Origin of the sequence: Reyranella sp. (assembly GCF_004296935.1) — a bacterium.
GTDB lineage: Bacteria > Pseudomonadota > Alphaproteobacteria > Reyranellales > Reyranellaceae > Reyranella.
In genome coordinates this window covers 1-12,663 of sequence record NZ_SCVH01000161.1, presented here as the reverse complement: position 1 = coordinate 12,663, position 12,663 = coordinate 1, and the positions used below count along the sequence as shown (strand labels likewise).

The 12,663-nt window shown below is 65.6% G+C and carries 12 protein-coding genes and 1 tRNA gene; 10 read left to right on the top strand and 3 right to left on the bottom strand.

Annotated features, from left to right (window positions below; all coding sequences use genetic code 11):
• Nucleotides 1-14 precede the first annotated feature (14 nt).
• Nucleotides 15-91: transfer RNA gene (locus tag EPO55_RS23615), tRNA-Met, on the top strand.
• A 169-nt stretch (nt 92-260) separates the two neighbouring features.
• The gene (locus EPO55_RS23610; protein ID WP_296339869.1) at nt 261-1,820 is read left to right on the top strand and encodes a serine hydrolase; all 1,560 of its coding nucleotides are present in this window, start codon (nt 261-263) and stop codon (nt 1,818-1,820) included.
• A gap of 30 nt (nt 1,821-1,850) precedes the next feature.
• On the opposite strand, the gene EPO55_RS23605 is transcribed toward EPO55_RS23610, so the two are convergent.
• Nucleotides 1,851-2,516, bottom strand: a complete 666-nt coding sequence (locus tag EPO55_RS23605) for an ankyrin repeat domain-containing protein (RefSeq protein ID WP_296339867.1) — start codon at nt 2,514-2,516, stop codon at nt 1,851-1,853.
• Between the two features lie 99 nt (nt 2,517-2,615).
• On the opposite strand from EPO55_RS23605, the gene EPO55_RS23600 reads away from it, so the two are divergent.
• The gene (locus EPO55_RS23600; protein ID WP_296339864.1) at nt 2,616-3,584 is read left to right on the top strand and encodes a tripartite tricarboxylate transporter substrate binding protein; all 969 of its coding nucleotides are present in this window, start codon (nt 2,616-2,618) and stop codon (nt 3,582-3,584) included.
• Here EPO55_RS23600 and EPO55_RS23595 read toward each other — a convergent pair whose 3' ends face one another.
• Together EPO55_RS23595 and EPO55_RS23590 are read right to left on the bottom strand one after the other, a co-directional pair.
• Nucleotides 3,585-5,000, bottom strand: a complete 1,416-nt coding sequence (locus EPO55_RS23595; protein ID WP_296339863.1) for a carotenoid oxygenase family protein — start codon at nt 4,998-5,000, stop codon at nt 3,585-3,587. It lies immediately after the preceding gene.
• 10 nt (nt 5,001-5,010) lie between these two features.
• Complete coding sequence (locus EPO55_RS23590; RefSeq protein ID WP_296339862.1) at nt 5,011-6,378, bottom strand: outer membrane beta-barrel protein; 1,368 nt, start codon at nt 6,376-6,378, stop codon at nt 5,011-5,013.
• Between the two features lie 156 nt (nt 6,379-6,534).
• On the opposite strand from EPO55_RS23590, the gene phnC reads away from it, so the two are divergent.
• The 7 genes from phnC to EPO55_RS23555 all read left to right on the top strand — a co-directional run.
• Nucleotides 6,535-7,344, top strand: a complete 810-nt coding sequence (phnC, locus tag EPO55_RS23585; protein ID WP_296339861.1) for a phosphonate ABC transporter ATP-binding protein — start codon at nt 6,535-6,537, stop codon at nt 7,342-7,344.
• A gap of 33 nt (nt 7,345-7,377) precedes the next feature.
• Nucleotides 7,378-8,316, top strand: a complete 939-nt coding sequence (gene phnD, locus EPO55_RS23580; protein ID WP_296339860.1) for a phosphate/phosphite/phosphonate ABC transporter substrate-binding protein — start codon at nt 7,378-7,380, stop codon at nt 8,314-8,316.
• 10 nt (nt 8,317-8,326) lie between these two features.
• Nucleotides 8,327-9,196, top strand: coding sequence for a phosphonate ABC transporter, permease protein PhnE (phnE, locus tag EPO55_RS23575; RefSeq protein WP_296339859.1), 870 nt, complete (start codon nt 8,327-8,329; stop codon nt 9,194-9,196).
• Nucleotides 9,193-10,086, top strand: coding sequence for a phosphonate ABC transporter, permease protein PhnE (gene phnE / locus EPO55_RS23570; protein ID WP_296339857.1), 894 nt, complete (start codon nt 9,193-9,195; stop codon nt 10,084-10,086). The genes phnE (EPO55_RS23575) and phnE (EPO55_RS23570) overlap by 4 nt, the downstream gene beginning before the upstream one ends.
• The gene (locus tag EPO55_RS23565) at nt 10,087-10,839 is read left to right on the top strand and encodes an NTP transferase domain-containing protein (RefSeq protein ID WP_296339856.1); all 753 of its coding nucleotides are present in this window, start codon (nt 10,087-10,089) and stop codon (nt 10,837-10,839) included.
• Between the two features lie 7 nt (nt 10,840-10,846).
• Complete coding sequence (locus tag EPO55_RS23560; protein WP_296339855.1) at nt 10,847-11,908, top strand: hypothetical protein; 1,062 nt, start codon at nt 10,847-10,849, stop codon at nt 11,906-11,908.
• A gap of 15 nt (nt 11,909-11,923) precedes the next feature.
• The coding region (locus tag EPO55_RS23555; protein ID WP_296339854.1) for a TauD/TfdA family dioxygenase at nt 11,924-12,663 on the top strand (740 nt) is incomplete at its 3' end.

Below are 12,663 nucleotides of genomic sequence, written 5' to 3'. Positions count from 1 at the left end.
ACGCACGGATTTGACGCGGGGTGGAGCAGCCCGGTAGCTCGTCAGGCTCATAACCTGAAGGTCGTAGGTTCAAATCCTGCCCCCGCAACCAATTCGAAAAAAGCCGCCCTTAACCGGGCGGCTTTTTTGTTGTCCGGATCATGCGCCGGATGTGTAGTGCGCCGGCCGGCGGATCGCGCTGACAGTCTCGACCGAAGGAGTGTTTGATGGCGAGCAAGCGCATCACGTGTTCGCTTAAGTCTTCCCTGGAGGTCCTTGTCTTGACCTTGTCCCTGTCGATCGCGCCCGGCCTCGCCCCCTCTGATGCCGCCGCCCAGGCCGATGTTGCTCGAGGAAATGCCGTGCTGTCGGCGCGGGGAAAGTTCATCGATCAGCGGGTCGCCGAGTTCATGGAAAAGAACGGCGTGCCCGGCATGACGATGGCCATCGTCCAGGCACCCTATATTCCGCGCTCCGCCGGCTACGGCCGGGCGAGCCTGGCGGACGACGAGCTCGCGTCGACGAAGACGATGTGGAACATCGGTCCGCTGACCCAGGGCTTCACCACGGTCGCCATCTTCCAGCTCCTCGAGGCGCAGAAGCTCGATCTTCGCGACGTCATCGGAAAATATCTGCCCGCTCTGCCGGCGGCCTGGGCCAAGACGACGGTCTTCCAACTCCTGCAGCACGCCTCGGGCATCCCCGATTACCGGACCAGCCCGGACTTCAAGGACGGCCAGGCCTACAAGCCCGCCGATCTGATTGCGTTGTCGCAGGCCAGGCCGCTCCAGTTCGAGCCCGGTACCCAGGTCGGGATGAGTGCGACCGACTTTCTCCTGCTCGGACTGATCGTCGAGCGCGCCAGCAGCATGTCCTTCCATGACCACGTCACGCGCAATCAGATCGAGCCGCTGGGCCTGCGCAGCACCATGTTCGCCGAGGATTTTTCGAAGAAGTCCTTCCGGGAAAAGCCGCATGCCCGCTTCAAGTCCGAAATTCCCTACATCAACCCGGTCGAGCCCGCGGTCGGCTACAGGGATGTCCAGGGCAAGCTCGTGGCCGTGGATCCCAGGGCATCGGAGAGCCTTTTCGCTTTCGGCAGCCTGTGGTCGTCGGCCGAGGACATCAGCGCCTGGGACATCGCGCTGGCGGGCGGCATTCTGGTCAAGCGCGAGGAAAACCGGGCGCTCATCTACAAGCCGACCAGGCTCGACAACGGAACGATGGTGCCGGCGATGGCCGGCTGGGAATTCACGCGCCATCCCGGGTTCATGGAGATCAAGGGATCGTCGCCGGGCTTCAGCGCCTATCTGAGCCGGTTCACGGCGCCCAGCGATCTGGTTTGCGTGACGTTGCTCGCCAACAGGGAAGGTCTCGACCTGACCGGCCTCGCCCGCGATATCGCGGAAGCCTACAAGGCAGGCCTCGGCGCCGGGGTGAGCTCCGAGGAGATCGTCACGCGGGAAAGCAAGTTCTCGGTCGATGAGACCGTGGTCCGCCTCGAGAAGCTGCTGGCGGAACAGAAGGTTCCGGTTTTCGCGACCTTCGATCATGCCGACAACGCGGCCAAGGCCGGCATGGAATTAAGACCAACCAAGGTTCTCGTCTTCGGCAATCCCAAGGTCGGCACCAAGCTCATGCAGGGCAGCCAGGCGATGGCCCTCGACCTGCCGCTGCGGCTCTCGATCTGGGAAGATGCGCGCAATCGCGTGTGGGTGAGCTATCGCGCCATGGATCGCCTGGCCGCCGGCTATGACGTCAAGGACCCCGCGACGGTCCTCGCCCTGCAGCGTGTGCTCGAGAGACTGGTGGCAAAGGCGACTGACGTTTACGGCGACTGAGCGGGTCGATCGCCGGGCCAATTCAGCCCGTCACCGCGCCGCTGTTTCGAGCGTGTCGACGATGGCCGCATGGCCGCTTGCCGTGGCCCTCTTCAGCGCGGTCAGGCCATCCCTGGCCGAACGGCCGACGTCGGCGCCGGCATCGATCAGCCGCTTGACCACCTTCACATCGCCCGCCGCCGCGCAGATCAAGGCCGTCCAGCCATTGGCATCGACCTGATTGACGTCGGCCTTGGCCCCGACGAGCAGCCGGATCATCGCGTCGTCGCCGCCCAGCGCTGCCCGCATCAAGGCGGTCTTTCCCCGCCGGTCGGCGTGGTTGACGTTGCCGCCGGCCCGGAGGAGATGGTCGACCATTTCCATCCGACGGTTCTCCGCCGCCCGCATCAGCGCGTTCTTGCCCTTGTTGTCCGAATGATTGACGTCGGCCCCGGCCTTGAGCAGCCGGTCGGCGACGGCGACATGGCCGCCTTCGGCTGCCAGCATCAGGGCGGTCATGCCCTTGGCATCCTTGTGATTGACCTTGGCCCCGGCGCCCAGCAGCCGGTCGACCAGGGCGGCGTGGTCGCTCCGGGCGGCGCCGATCAGGGCGGTCCAGCCGTTCGCGTCGGCATGGTTCGCATCCGCGCCGGCTTTGAGGAGCCGGTCGACTGCCGCCTCGTCGCCGCCCAATGCGGCCATCACCAAATCTTCCATGGACCTCGATCCTTCCGACAGAAGCCGATCATGCCGAGATTGCCATGCCTCCTCGCGCAAGACCACAATCGCCACGCCGAGACTTTGTCCGAGGACACCATGACGATCGCACGCCGTACCTTCCTTGCCGGTGGCATTTCACTGACGACTGCCATGGTCGCGCGCGCCCAGGCCGCCTATCCCGACAAGCCCATCCGCCTCGTCGTTCCGTTCCCGCCCGGCGGCGTCACCGACGTGGTCGCGCGCATGATGGCGCAGCGTCTGGCGGCCGACCTCGGCCAGCCGGTCATCGTCGAGAACAAGGCGGGTGCTGCCGGCGTGATCGGCTCGGAGTTCGTGGCCAAGGCGCCGGCCGACGGCTACACACTGCTTTTCACCACGCCCAATCACACCATCAACGCTGCCTTCCGCGCGACCATGCCCTACGACACCGAAAAGGATCTCCAGCCGGTGTCGATCGCGGGCCAGGTGCCGATGCTGCTGGTCAGCCATCCCTCGGCGCCGTTCACGACCTTCCAGGGCTTCATCGACTACGCCAGGAAGAACCCGGGCAAGCTCAACTCCTCTTCGGCTGGCAATGGCACGCTGCCGCACATCGTCATGGAGCTGCTGCTGCTCAAGACCGGCATCCAGGTGACCAACGTGCCCTATCGCGGCGCGGCGCCGGCGCTGGCCGACCTGGTGGCGGGCCAGGTCCAGCTCAAATTCGATACCTACGCGACGGCGGGGCAATTCGTGGCCGATCGCAAATTGAACGCATTGGCCATCACCAGCCTCACCCGTTCCAGGCTGCTGCCCGACGTTCCGACTGTCGCCGAGACGGTGCCGGGCTTCGAGGGCTATCTCTGGATGGGCATGGTGGCGCCGGCGGGCACGCCCAAGGCCGCGATCGACAGACTGTCGGCGGCCGCGAAGCGCGCCGTGCAGTCGCCGGAGCTGCGTGAGCGCTTCGACAAGGAGGGCATCGATCCCGTCGGCAACACGCCCGACGAATTCCGCGCCCAGGTAGCCCGGGAGATCGCCCAATGGCGCGACCTCGCCAAGGCGACCAAGATTACGGTCGACTGATCAGAAGAGCTTCTGCGTGAAGGTGCCGTGCAGCGGATAGGGCACGTGATGTTTCAGCCGGGCGGTGAACAGCGGGCGTGCTGCAAGGTCGCGGGCGTCGAGGCCCGCGATCTCGGTCCGGTGATCGGCCGCGTTGAAGACCATCACCAGGACAACGCCCTCGTCTTCCGGGCCGTTCCGGCCTGTCGGAACGAACAGGGGCTCGCCGACATAGCCCGCGGGGCCGAAGTCGTGCGAGGCGACCGCGCCGCTCTCGAAGTCGATCCGTGAAATCCGCTGCTGCAGGCCGATCTGGCGCTGGGCGGGATTGCTGGCGATGTAGGCGTAGCGGTGGCGTTTGCCGGCATGGGCCGGACTGATGCTGGGGAACTCGTTGGCGGCGCCCGTCTCGAAGGTCTGCCTCCCGACCTTCCCCGTCGCCAGGTCGACGCGGAGCCGGGTGAGCACCGCCATGCCGCGCGCGGGCCAGTCGGAGCGCCAGTAGGTCCGCAACGCCTCGCCGATCGTGCCGTAGTCGGGGTAGCACGCGAGATCGAGGACCAGCGCGCCGTCGTCCTCGAAGCCGTTGGCGAAATGGAACTGGAAGAAGGGGTCGGTCTCGATCCAGCGCGGCCCACCCTGTCCGTCGCCCCGGCCGTCGCGCGGCACCAGCAGGATCAGCGTCGGCCGCGCGCCGTCCCAGCGCAGCGCGCCGTCGAAGCTCTTGAAGCCGAGCAGGAATTTCAGCGGGTGGACCAGGATCGGTCCGAGGCAGAACACCAGGTATCGCGAGGTGAGCACGAAGTCGTGGTTCATCACCGGGTAGGGCAGCACGATCGGCGGCAGCCGCGTCAGGATCCCGCGGTCGATGCGATAGGGCGTGAGCGTGGTCTTGGCGCCGTAGTCGATGCCGAAGTTGAACAACTCGCCGGTGTCGGGATCGATCTTGGGATGGGCCGAGAAGGCTTTTAGCACGCCGCCGAAATCCTCGATGCCGCGTGTATCGAGCGTCGAGGGATCGAGGGCGATCGGCGGGCCGCCTTCCCACAGCGACAGCAACCGGTCGCCCTGCATCACGACCGACGTATTCGAGACGTTGGCCGGCTTGCGGAAGGCGTTGCCCAGCGGACCATACGGCCGCATCTTGCCGAAGCCGCGGTGGACGATGTGGCCGGCCCTGGTTTCATCGAGATAGTTGGCGGTCGCGACGTAGCGGTTGCGGTAGTGGACGCCGGCATCGTCGAAGCGGATTGCCGAGATCATGCCGTCGCCGTCGAACCAGTGGGCGAACCACTGGCCGCCGAGCTGGTTGCGCCCCGACCCGTTGCGGAAGAGCGTGCCGCGCAGGGTGGCGGGCACGAGGCCGTCGATGTCCTCGACGCGGTAGTCGTGCTCATCCGGCAGAGTCTGGAAGCCGGCGCTCCAGGGGTGGTTCACGCGAGCCGGACTATTCGCTGGCTATCGACGGCGACGGCGCGCCGATTCCGAACTTGTAGGCAAGACCGGCGCGGACCGTATGGGTTTCTGGCTGGATGCCGACGCCGCTCAGGATCTGCTGCTGCTGGAACTGGCTGTAACGGTATTCCAGACGCGTCGTCCAGCCGCCGGTCACGACCGTCTCGACGCCCGGGCCCACGGTCCAGCCGTGAAAGGTGTTGTCCTGCGAGGCGAAAGCGCTGGCGCCGCCGGCGAATGCCGTAGCGGTCGAGGTGATGTTCTGCCCGGCGTAGCCGCCGGCGGCATAGAGCAGCGTCGACGGCGTCGGCAGGTAGCCCAGGCGGGCCATCACGCTCCAGGCCCTGTTCGCCTGTGCCGCGATCGTGGCGTTGCCGCCACCGGCCGTCAGGCTGGCCGTCGATTGCAGGCCGGCCCAGGTGAAGTCGCCCATGACGCCGACGAGGGCTTGCGGCGCGAACTGGTAGTCGGCGCCGGCGAAGACCGAACCGAGCAGGCCTTGCCCGGCGCCGGTGATCGAGGTCGATGCGCCGCCGAAGGCGGTGGAGACATTGTTGACGGCCACCCCGCCGCCGCCGGCCACGCCGCCATAGACGCCGGTCCAGTTGGTCTTCTCCGGCCGGTAGGCAGTGGCCTGCTCGTCGTACGACGGCGCGGCAAGACCGCCAAATTTGTAGGAGAGGCCGGCGCGGATCGCCTGCGTCGAGGGCGTAATGTTGATCGCAGTGCCGGACGGTGTCGTCGTGCCGAACTGGCTGTAGCGATACTCGAGCTTGGCCGACCAGCCACCCGTCAGCATCGTCTCGAAGCCGGGACCGACGGTCCAGCCATGCACCGTGTCGTTGCGCGAGAAGCTGGCCACGGCGCCGCCGGCCACGGCCGTCCCGCTGGTGCTGATGTTCTGCCCGGTGTAGCCGCCGACGAGGTAGAGCAGGGTCGAGGGATTGGCCAGGAAGCCGGCGCGGCCGAGCACACTCCAGCCGAGTCCGGCAGTGGTAGTGGCTGTCGCGCCGGCGCCGGGCACCTGGGCCGTGGCGGAGGACTGGAAGCCCGACAACGTCGCCTCCGCCAGGGCGCCGATGATGGCCTTCGGCAGGACCTGGTAGTCGACGCCGCCGTAGATGGAGCCGAGGACGCCGCTGCTGCCCAGGCCATCGAGGCCGAGCGAGGCGCCGCCGGCCGAGGTGTTCATCTTGTTCACCAGCGCGCCACCACCGAAGGCCGCGCCGACATAGAAGCCGGTCCACACGGGGCCGTAGGCCTTGGCGGGAATGGCGGTACTTGTCTGGGACAGGGCAGGAGCCGCCAGTGAAATGGCAGCAAGAACGGCCAAGGCCGGCATGCCGGCTCTCAAGTACATGTCACGATCCATTTGGACAGACCATCAGACATAAGGAAAAGGACCGCTGCGGCCCGGGTGTTAGAGGCTGATTCTAACATAACAGGCGAACTTTGCATTGCCGCATGAGTTGTACACTGGCCTATCTACAGTCGGTCCGCCAAAATCCGTGCCGGAATGCTGAAAATTGAAGCACTGACAAAGATTTACGGGCAGGTCGCCGCGGTCGACCACGTCACCTTCGACGTGCCGGCCGGCCAGATGGTCGGCATCATCGGCCGGTCCGGCGCCGGCAAATCGACCTTGCTGCGCATGATCAACCGGCTGACCGACCCGACGTCGGGCCGGATCCTGTGCGACGATGTCCTTCCGGAGACAATCGACGTCAGCGGTCTTCGTGGCCGCAGGCTGCGTGAATGGCGCGGCCGATGCGCCATGGTGTTCCAGCAATTCAACCTGGTGCCGCGCCTGCCGGTGCTGACCAACGTACTGATCGGCCGGATCGGCTATCGCGCCACGCTGCCGAGCCTGCTCGGGATGTTTTCCGACGAGGACCGCGCGCTGACCCTTCGGGCGTTGGAGCGGCTCGACATGGTGACCCATGCGCTCCACCGTGCCGATGCCCTGTCAGGCGGCCAGCAGCAGCGCATCGCCATCGCCCGCGCCCTGGTGCAGGAGCCACGCATCCTGCTTGCCGACGAGCCGATCGCGTCGCTCGACCTGCGCAACGCCACGATCGTCATGGATGCGCTGCGCCGCATCAACAAGGAGGATGGCATCACCGTCATCTCCAACTTGCACCTGCTGCAGACGGCGCGGGACTATTGCGACCGCATCATCGGCATGCGCAAGGGCACGATCGTGTTCGACGGCAAGCCGTCGGAGCTCACCGATTCGCTCGCGCGGGAAATTTACGCCGTCGGCGCCGGCGGCGACGAGGAAGTGGCCATGGCTTTTAGCGCGACATCGGCCGAGGCGAGCCACTAAGAACAAAAGAAAAGACGAGGGAGGGAAACGATCATGATGAATGGTATTGCGCGCAAAGGCGTGACGGCGTGTCTGGCGGTCCTGGCGATGGCCGCTGGCCCGGCATCGGCCGACGATTTCATCGGCGGCTGGCAGAAGAAATATCCGACGGTGAAATACGGCGTCATTCCGGTGGAGACGCAGGGCCAGACGACCAAATCGATGGACGCGTTCCTGAATTTTGCCCAGAAGGAAACCGGTGCCAAGTGGGAGCTCTACACGGCGACCGACTATTCCGGCGTGATGAACGCGCTGATCGCGGGCCAGATCCACATCGCCTGGCTGAGCGGCTTCAGCTACTGCCAGACCCACATGGACAGCAAGGGCGGCGTCGAGCCGCTGGTCGCAGCCCAGGAGCCCGACGGTTCGATGGGCTACAATGCGGTGATCGTCGTCAAGGAAGACAGCCCCTACAAGACCTTCGAGGACTTGAAGGGCAAGGTCGTGGCCCGCACCGATCCCTTGTCGGGTTCGGGCTATCTGATCCCGACGGCAGCGTTCCGGCAGATGGGCAAGCCGGTCGACGAATACTACCAGAGCCCGCTCTCCGGCGGCCATCCGCAGGCGGTGCTGGGCGTGTTGCGCGGCACCTATGACGGCGCCTTCACCTGGACCAGCAAGAACGACAACATCGGCAACCTGCGTCAGATGATGAACAAGGGCCTGCTCAAGCGCGAGCAGATCCGCATCGTGTGGACGTCACCGCAGCTTCCCTCGCCGCCGGTGGTGATCCGCAAGGACCTGCCGCTTGAGATGCGCGCCGACCTCGAGAAGCTCTTCATTCGTCTGAAGGATCATGACATGGCGCTGGCCGAGTCGGTGGCCCAGGGCAAGACCAACGGCATGGTCCGGGTCTACCACGAGGACTATCGCCTGATCTGTCAGGCAGCCGAACTCGAACGCGCCGCGCGCAAGCAGCAGCGGAAGAACTGATCGGTTCCAGATGTCGGTCAGTCTGGCGGCCGCGCAGTTCGAGCGGCAGTACGCGGAATATCGCCGCAGCAAGACGGTGTGGACAGTGCTGTTCTGGGCACTGTTCGCCGTGTGCTTCGTCGTTTCCCTCGCCGTCACGCGCTTCGACGTCGTGGCGCTGGTCGAAGGCCTGCCGCGTACCACCGATTTCATCGTCAAGATGATCCCGCCGATCGGCTGGTCGACCTTCGGCGAGGATGTCGGGGAGTGGTATTGGGGCATCGGGAAATGGCTGAACAGCCTGCTCAACACCTTACTGATGGCCTATCTCGCGACGGTGCTCGGCACGACCATCGGCGGTGCACTGTCCTTCCTGGCTGCCCGCAACCTGGTGAAGAGCTACGCCGTCTACTGGATCACCCGTCGCGTGCTGGAGATCGCGCGCACGGTGCCCGACATCGTCTGGGCGCTGCTCTTCGTGCTGGCGTTCGGTATCGGCCCGCTCGCCGGCGTGCTCGCCATCACCGTCCATACGCTGGGCGCCCAGGGCAAGCTGTTCGCCGAAGTGAACGAGAACGTGAGCCCGCTGCCGATCGAGGGCATCCGCTCTGCCGGCGGCAACTGGCTGCACGAGATGCGCTATGGCGTGCTGCCACAGGCCCTGCCCAACTACATGTCCTACACCTTCTGGCGCATCGAGCTGAACGTGCGCTCGGCAACCATCGTGGGCTTCGTCGGTGCGGGCGGAATCGGTCACGATCTCTTCACCTCGATCCAGCTCCTCTACTTCGCCGATGCCGGCGCGATCCTGCTCATCGTGGTCGCCACCATCATGGGCATCGACATGTTGAGCGAACGCTACCGCCACCGCCTGATCGGCAAGGAGCAGCTCTCCCAATGATGCCGACGCATATCGAGATCGAGGAGCTCCGCACCCGCCTGCCGCGCGCCTTTTCGCCGAGCCCGCAGGAGCGGCTGCGGCGACTGCTGGTGTGGGGTGGCGCCACGGCATTGACCGTCTACTGCCTCTACCGCTTCGGCTTCTTCACCTGGAATTTCATCGACGGCATCCTGAAGTTCGGTTCCGTCGTGGTGGCCCAGCTCTTCCCGCCGACCGGCTGGGAGCAGTTGCCGATGTTCCTCAGGGTCATGGGCGAGACCCTGGCCATGGCCTTCCTCGGCACGGTGCTGGGGGCGGTCGTCGCCTTCCCGCTGTCCTTCCTCGCTTCCAAGAACATGATGCCGTTCCGGCCGCTGCAGTTCGGCACCCGCCGCTTCGCCGACCTGTTGCGCGCCTTCGACTACCTGATCTGGGCGCTGATCTTCGTCCGCGCGATCGGCCTTGGCCCGATGGCCGGCATCATGGCCATCGCCATCGTCGAGGTCGGGACCTTCGTAAAACTCTACTCCGAGGCCATCGAGAACCTCGATCGCAAGCAGATGGACGGCGTGCGCGCCGCCGGCGGCAACCGCCTCCAGATCATCCGCTACGGGGTGTTGCCGCAGGTGTTGCCGATGATGGTCTCCAACACCCTCTATATGTTCGAGCACAATACGCGCTCGGCTTCCATCCTGGGCATCGTCGGCGCCGGCGGCATCGGCTTCCTGCTCGCCGACCGCCTGCGCGCCTACGAATTGCAGGAAGCCTGCCTGATTATCATCATGGTGGTGCTCACCGTGTACGCCATCGATTTCCTGTCCAAGAAACTGCGTGAACGCATCATCGGCGACGGCCATCGGCCGCAGGTCGCCGACGATCTGCCGCAATTCGCCGAACTGAAAGCCAAGTAGATGCGCGCCATCATCATCGGGGCCGGTCGCGGCGCCCGCCTCATGCCGACCACCGAAGACGCCCCCAAGTGCTTCGCCGAGATCAGGGGCAAGCGCATCCTCGACTGGACGCTGGAGGCGCTGCGCGGCGGCGGCTGCACCGAGATCGTCTTCATCGGCGGCTACCGCATCGAGTCGGTCAAGCGCGACTACCCGGACTTCATTTTCCGCGAGAACAGGGACTGGGCGAACAACAACATCCTGGTGTCGCTGATGTGCGCCGAGGACCTGATGGACCAGCCGTTCGTCACCAGCTACTCCGACATCCTGTTCACCCGGGACGTCGTCCGCGGCCTGGTGAATTCGAAAGACGAACTGGCGCTCGGCATCGATACCGACTGGCGCGAACATTATAAGCCGCGCACCCAGCACCCGCCGCATGACGCGGAAAAGGTGATTACCAAAGGCGGCAAGGTCGAGCGCGTCTACCGCACCATTCCCTACGACGACGCCACCGGCGAGTTCATCGGCGTCGCCAAGTTTGGTGAAAAGGGTGCGCGGCAGTTCCGCGATTTCTACGGGCGCCGCAAGGCCGAGTTCTGGGACAAGCCCTACCGCGAGGCGGCGATATTCCAGAAGGCGTATCTGATCCACATGTTCCAGGACATGATCGAGCAAGGCATTCCGTTCGGCCACGCCGACACGCCCGGCAAATATCGCGAGATCGACACCCAGGAAGACATGAACCTCGCCCAGACTTTGTGGGAACCGTGAGCCCGACATGAAGAAATTGCCGTTGTTCCCCGCTTCCATCGTGGGCTCGATCCCGCGCCCGCTGGTCGTGCGCGAGCTGATCGAAAAGACCGAGTGGGACGAGACCGACGCCAACACGATGGACGCGGCGGTCCGCTTCGTCGTGGCGCTGCAGGAACGGGCCGGCCTCGACGTGGTGAACGACGGTGAATGGCGCCGTCGCTCGTATATCGGCGTGATCGCCGAGCTGGCGCATGGCTTCACCCTGGAAATCAACCCGGCCGACGGCCGGCCCTGGACGGTGGTGACCGAGAAGCTCACGGCCAAGCCGGCGGGATTCATCGCCGCCGAAGCGAGGTTCGTGAAACAGGTCGCGCGCGTGGCGACCAAGATCACCCTGCCGGCGCCGGCTCTCCTGGGCGAGCGCCTGTGGGATGCCGAACGGTCGAAGAAGGCCTATCCCAAACGCGACGACTTCGTCCGCGACTGCGTGGCGCCACTCAGGGCCGAGATCGCCCTGCTGCAGGACATGGGCGTAGAGATGGTCCAGATCGACGATCCGCATCTCTGCCTCTTCGTCGATCCCGATGTGCGCAAGAAGTACGACGATCCCGACCGCGCCGCCGATTTTGCCGTCGACATGATCAACGAGACGGTGCGGGGCTTCAAAGGCGTCAAGTTCGCCGTCCATCTCTGCCGCCGCGCCGGCGCCCGCGTTCGTGGCGAGAAGCACCATGCCGGCACCTATGGGCCGATCCTGAAGCAGCTCAACAATCTCGAGGTCCAGCACCTCACCATGGAATTCACGGCGGCGGGTGCCGACGACCTCGAAAGTCTCGGCCGCCTGCGCGAGGACTTCGAACTGGGCCTGGGTGTGGTCGACGTGACGCCGGGTGCCCCCGAAGCTGCGCCGCTGATCGTTGCGCGCGTCGAACGGGCGCTCACCCGCATCGACAAGAAGCGGATCACACTCAACCCGGACTGCGGCTTCGCGCCGGGATCGGCCGCCAAGGTCGATACCGACGAGGTCTATCTGAAGCTCAAGGCCGAGGCCGAGGCGGCCCGGGAGTTGCGCGCCAGGCACGGCTGAAGGCATGATTTGCCCATGCCCGACTCGATAGCCATCGCCGATCGTTTCGAGGGTCGCGACGCCTGGACGCGGTCGACCCTGACGCCTGCCGACTGGACCGTGCCTCTGCCCGACGCCGCATTGGCCGAGCTGCGCGCGGTGCTGGCGGAGTTTCGGCGGGCGCCGGTGCCGACATTCCTGATCGATCCCAGGGACTACGCGCTCGACCATTGCCGCGCCACGATGGAGCGGCTGCGCACGGTCACGCAGCGCGGCCCGATGTTTGCCGTGCTCGATCGCCTGCCGCTTGCCGAGATGAGCCGCGACGAGGCGGTAGCGCTTTATTGGCTGTTGTCGAGCCTGCTTGCCCGTCCGGTGGCCCAGAAGCTGAACGGCCAGATGCTCTTCGACGTCCTGGACACCGGCGCGAAGCTGAAGCCGGGCTCCGGCATTCGGCCGACCGTGACCAACGTCGACCTGCGTTTCCACAACGACAATTCCTACAATGAGGCGCCGCCGGAATACGTCTGCCTGCTCTGCCTGCACCCCGCGAAGTCGGGCGGTATCAGCCAGGTGATGAGCGTGCGCACCGTGCACAACCAGCTGCGCGAGCAGTTCCCCGACCTGCTGCCACGGCTCTACCGGCCGTTCTGGTACGACCGTCATGCCGAGCATCAGCCGGGAGAGCCCTCGACGTATGCCGCCCCGATGTTCGAATGCGCGCCTGACGGCGCGGTCCGGGCGCGTCTGGCGCTGAGTGAAATATATGCCGGCTA

Excerpts from the sequence above, each read along its gene's own strand:
- EPO55_RS23590 (WP_296339862.1), bottom strand. The coding sequence starts at position 6,378 with ATGTACTTGAGAGCCGGCATGCCGGCCTTGGCCGTTCTTGCTGCCATT.
- phnC (WP_296339861.1), top strand. The coding sequence starts at position 6,535 with ATGCTGAAAATTGAAGCACTGACAAAGATTTACGGGCAGGTCGCCGCG.
- phnE (WP_296339859.1), top strand. The coding sequence starts at position 8,327 with ATGTCGGTCAGTCTGGCGGCCGCGCAGTTCGAGCGGCAGTACGCGGAA.
- phnD (WP_296339860.1), top strand. The coding sequence starts at position 7,378 with ATGATGAATGGTATTGCGCGCAAAGGCGTGACGGCGTGTCTGGCGGTC.
- EPO55_RS23560 (WP_296339855.1), top strand. The coding sequence starts at position 10,847 with ATGAAGAAATTGCCGTTGTTCCCCGCTTCCATCGTGGGCTCGATCCCG.
- phnE (WP_296339857.1), top strand. The coding sequence starts at position 9,193 with ATGATGCCGACGCATATCGAGATCGAGGAGCTCCGCACCCGCCTGCCG.
- EPO55_RS23565 (WP_296339856.1), top strand. The coding sequence starts at position 10,087 with ATGCGCGCCATCATCATCGGGGCCGGTCGCGGCGCCCGCCTCATGCCG.
- EPO55_RS23600 (WP_296339864.1), top strand. The coding sequence starts at position 2,616 with ATGACGATCGCACGCCGTACCTTCCTTGCCGGTGGCATTTCACTGACG.
- EPO55_RS23605 (WP_296339867.1), bottom strand. The coding sequence starts at position 2,516 with ATGGAAGATTTGGTGATGGCCGCATTGGGCGGCGACGAGGCGGCAGTC.